At 52.4% G+C, this 5,011-nt stretch carries 1 protein-coding gene and 1 pseudogene; both read left to right on the top strand.

What is annotated here, in order from left to right:
- Positions 1-1,110: pseudogene (locus DEF47_RS16120) on the top strand (hypothetical protein); the annotation flags it as partial.
- 161 nt (positions 1,111-1,271) lie between these two features.
- The gene (locus tag DEF47_RS16115) at positions 1,272-4,667 is read left to right on the top strand and encodes a helicase-related protein (RefSeq protein ID WP_012190079.1); all 3,396 of its coding nucleotides are present in this window, start codon (positions 1,272-1,274) and stop codon (positions 4,665-4,667) included.
- Positions 4,668-5,011 lie beyond the last annotated feature (344 nt).

Raw genomic sequence — 5,011 nt, 5'->3', positions numbered from 1 at the left:
CCAATCCAATCCAATCCAATCCGCTATGGCGATGTTGTCCACGATCTATTAGCCTACCTCGCCCAACAAATGATCGAGCTGAACAAAGCCAAGCAACAAGCCAGCAAGCGCTTCTTGAATTGGCTCGAAAGCCAACTACGGATTCAGCCCAAAAAAGGCGAAACTGGCCTCGACAGCCTGACGGGCAAAACGATCATCCAAGGCTACCTTGGCGACTACCAAAAAGGCCAACGCGCCGTCAGTTGGAGCGACTTCTGGTATCGGCTGCAACAAAACCGCAATCGTTTTGCCGCCAATCTCAGCGAAATCGAAGCCAGCATTGCCCAAGCCTACCGCCAATCGCTCGATGAATTACTGCCAATCAAGGCCGATTTAGCCCGCACTGATGCCTTGATCGACAAAATTGTCTATCGTTTGTATGGCTTGAGCGCCGCCGAGATTGAGCTGATCGAACGCCCGCAATATGAGCAAGCCCTGAGCGAAGCCAAAGCCAACGTACTCAAAGAATTGGGCGCAGCGACCAGCGACGAACAAACCGATGCCGTAATTGACAAAATTGCCGAAGAAATTCTGCCAGCAGCTGAACGCTTCTTCGAACGGGTCGAGCCGATCAGCATTGAAGCGACGCTTGATGCTGCGCTGCCCGATTGGCGCAACCTCCCGCCCGATATTCCCACATTTTTACGGACTGGCGAATATAGCCTGCTGACCGACGACGAAACCATGGATTTCTCGATCGGCGTAATCCCCTTCACCAAAGCGGTCGAAACCCTGCTGCATGAAGCAATCTTCAAGCCCTTTCGCGACGAATCGGGCTATGGAGCCAACGAATGCCGCAACGACTTTTTAGCCGAATTTATGCTGGGCAAGCGTCACCTAACCTTGGGCAACTACCCGATTATCTTGCGCAGCAACAAAGAGCAAGCCTTGCGCAGTTTTGTGAGCCAGCGTTTTGGCAACCGCAATGTGTTTGGGGCTGGCGGTTTGGTTGAAGTGCTGAACAACCAAGCCATGCTCAAATTGCGCAACAAAGCCGCCCACGACGAAGTTATTCCACGCAGCGAGGCCGAGCAACTGCGCGAATGGGCCTTCGAGCTATTGCGGATTTAGGCGATGCCCTCACCCCCTAGCCCCCTCTCCCGCAAGCGAGCGAGGGGGAAGCACCCGAATCATGATCATTGGAATGCCCCTCGCCCGCCGCAGTGGGAGAGGGGTTGGGGTGAGGGAACGTAACACCAATAGCCTTCGTAAATCATACAAAAGGTAAGCTCATGCAAATTCCCTATGTGATTGATAATATTGAGCAGCGCCTCGCCGACGTGCTGCGCTACTTACTGAGCCGAGCGAGCGACCAATCGCTAGATATTGCCACGGCCTATTTCAGCATTCGCGGCTTTGAACAGCTGCGCCACGAGCTGGAAACCACAGGCCAAGTGCGTTTACTGCTGGGCGATAAACCAGTGGCAGCTGATGATTTGGGTATGCGACCCGATTCGAGCGCGTTTTTGCGCCATGAACTGAACGCCGAAGCCTTTACTGAACGCACCTTGCGCTTAGTCGAACAGCTGATTCGCTTTTTGCGCCGCGACGAGGTTGAGGTGCGTTTGTATACGGGCTTGTTGGCTGGCGAAAAAGGCCGCCGCGCATTTTTGCATGCCAAATGCTATTTATTGTATGGTCGCTTGCCCGCTGCCAATGTGTTTGATCCGCTCACGCCGATTGTTGGCATTGTGGGCAGCAGCAATTTCACTGGGCCAGGCTTGGTCAGCAATCATGAACTAAATTTGGTGCACAAAACCCTGCTCACCGACGCTGAGCTTGATGATGCTGAAGCTAAAGCTACGGTTGCCCAGCATGCCGCCCAACTGAGTGCTGCGCCGCTTGAACTTGAACATGAACGCATGCTCAAAAGCGAAATTGGCACGCGAGCTATTCTCGATCTTTCGCGTTGGTATGAGCAACAATGGCAGCATGCGCTTGATTATAAAGAACAATTGATCGAACTGTTGGAAAACTCCAAATTTGGCGGGCGCGAATATAGCCCCTACGAAATTTACATGAAAGCGCTGTATACCTATTTTAAAGATGATTTAGCTGAGCGCGACCAACAACCAGCCACCCGTTCGGCGGTTGAGCTAGCCGAATTTCAAGAAGATGCAGTGCGCAAGGCGCGGCGCATTTTAGCCCAATACGATGGCGCGATTGTCGCCGACTCGGTGGGCTTGGGCAAAACTTGGATTGGCAAAAAACTGCTGGAAGATTACGCCTACCATCAGCGCCAAAAAGCCTTGGTGATTTGTCCGGCCTCGCTGCGTGGCATGTGGGAGCGTGAATTGCACAGCGCCACGATCGCCGCCCAAGTGCTGACCCAAGAACGGTTGGGCCTCGACGAATTTGATGGCCGCGAGTTTTTCGATGTTGATCTGATTTTGGTCGATGAAGCCCACAACTTTCGCAACAAACGCGCCAAACGCTACCAACAACTTGAGCTTTTACTGGCGGCCAATGGGCGACGCGGGCGCAGCGGTAGCCGCAAAAAGCTGATTTTGCTGACCGCCACCCCCATTAACAACAATATTTTCGATTTATACAACCAAATTAATCTGTTTACCGGCAACGACCGCAGCTACTTTGCTTCGGCTGGCATCGGCGATTTATACAAATATTTCTTGGCAGCGCGGTGCGAATCGTTGGAAGCTGGTTCGATTCGCATCTTTAACCTGCTCGAAGAAGTGGTGATTCGCCGCACGCGCCAATTTATTCGGCGAGCCTACCCCGAAGCGCTGATTCATGGCGAGCCAATTCGCTGGCCAACCCGCCAACTGCACAGCGTCGAATACGATTTACAAGCGGCCTACAGTGGCTTATATCAAAATATTATTGGTTCAATCGAAGGCCTACATCTCGCTCACTACAACCTTGAGGCCTACAAACTGCGCCCCAGCGACCAAGATGAATTTGAGCTGGGGCGACAAGCAGCGCTGGTGGGTATTTTCAAAAGTCGCTTTCTCAAGCGGCTCGAATCGAGTATCGAAGCCTTTCGCATTTCAATTCGCCGTTCGTTGGCCTTTGTCAAAACCTTTGCCGAATATGTGCAAGATGGGATTGTGCTCGATTCGGTGTCGTTTCAGCAGGCCATGCGCTTGCTCGAAGCCGACGAAGAAGATAGCGACGATAGCACGCCCAGTTCGCAGGCCTCGGCGCTTGATGAGCATGCCGCCGCCAGCCTGATTATTGCCAAACTGCCCAAACTTGAGGCCAGTAAATACGATCGGCGGCGTTTGCATCGGGCTTTGCAAGCAGATATTGATGCGCTGAACGAAATTTGGCATGCGATTAAACACATTCAAGCCAGCCACGATGCCAAATTGCTGCAATTGCAAAGCCTACTTGCCAGCCAACTCAACGGCTGCAAAGTGGTGATTTTTACCTATTACAAAGATACAGCCCGCTATGTCTATCAAGCCTTGACTGAGGCAAGCAATGCTGAATGGCTGGCCACGCTTGGCAATCCAACAATTCGGCGCATTGATAGCAGCGTCAAAACGACCGATCGGACGCGAATTGTGAGCCATTTTGCGCCACGCGCCAGCAACCAACCCGAATTGGTTGGCACAAGCGACGAAGTACAAATTTTGATCGCCACCGATGTGCTTTCCGAGGGCCATAATTTGCAAGATTGCGGCCATTTGCTCAACTACGATTTGCACTGGAACCCGACGCGCATGGTCCAACGGGCAGGCCGGATCGATCGGCTTGGCTCGAATTTCGATCTGCTGCATGTGTACAATATGTTTCCTGAGCGCGAACTCGAAGCTTTGCTGGGCTTGGTGCGCAGCCTGACCAGCAAAATCGATTTGATCAACCAAACGGGCTTTTTAGATGCTAGCGTGTTGGGCGAAGTCGTTACGCCGCGCGATTTCAACACGCTCAAGCGCATCGCCGACGAAGATCATAGCGTGATCGAGGAACAAGAATCATTTTTGGAGCTAGCGAGCAGCGAATCATTATTTGCCGAATTGCAAAATGTGCTGGCGACCGATGCCCAACGCTGGCTGACCGACCTTGATGATGGGATTCATTCGGGGATTGAGCGACGTAATGCCAAAGGCCTGTTTTTCTATTTCACTGCGCCGCGTGATGGCAGCACCGCCCATTTTTGGCGCTACTACGACCTTGAAAAACAAACGATTACCGATAATCGCTACACCATTATGCAGCTGATTGCCTGTAGCCCAGATACGCCACGCTTTGCCCCGCCCTATAGCGAAGTTGATATTTTCGCCATCCACGACACCATTCTCAACAGCATTTTGCGCGATGTTCAGCAACAAGTCACGGCGACGGTGGTCGATAAAATCGTTGCACCGGAACAAAACGTGATCGCCCAATTGCTCCACAACAATCTTGCACAGCCTGGCGTTGATCGCGGCGAAGTGCGCGAATTGCGCAAAATGCTCAAAGAACCCCAAGTTGGCGCGGTCGTGCAACGTTTGCGTAAAACGCTCAATCGCTACAACGCCGACAACGATTTGCTTGCGCTGCTTGAGGTGCTACGCGAACTTTACCAAACCCAAGGTCGCAGCAATCTTGAGCCGAGTGGCCCCGTTAGCATGATTACCCGCGATGATCTGACCTTGGTGTGCTATGAGTATATTTATGCATAGAGTTCGGGGCGTGAGAGTTTCGATCCACGAAGGACACGAAGGGCACGAATGTTGGGTGAGTTGGATGCTTGGAATGTTTATAATCACAAAAAAAATAGTAACTAAACTTAGCGCTCTTCGCGTTCTTCGCGGTTTCGGTCTTTAGTGCAGAGAGGCGAAGGATAGAGGATGCGATTTAACCGCGAAGGACACGAAGGGCACGAATGTTGGGTGAGTTGGATGCTTGGAATAAGAAAGTCCAAGAGCGTCTTTCCCCTCACCCCCTGACCCCCTCTCCCGCCCAGCAGGCGATGGGTAACCCTTAATCATGAATGGGTAGAACGCCCCTCGCCCACCGCCGTGGG

This window comes from Herpetosiphon sp., from assembly GCF_003512625.1.
Taxonomy (GTDB): Bacteria; Chloroflexota; Chloroflexia; order Chloroflexales; family Herpetosiphonaceae; genus Herpetosiphon; species Herpetosiphon aurantiacus.
The sequence above is the reverse complement of the archived record's forward strand: the minus strand, read 5'-3'. Positions and strand labels throughout refer to the sequence as shown.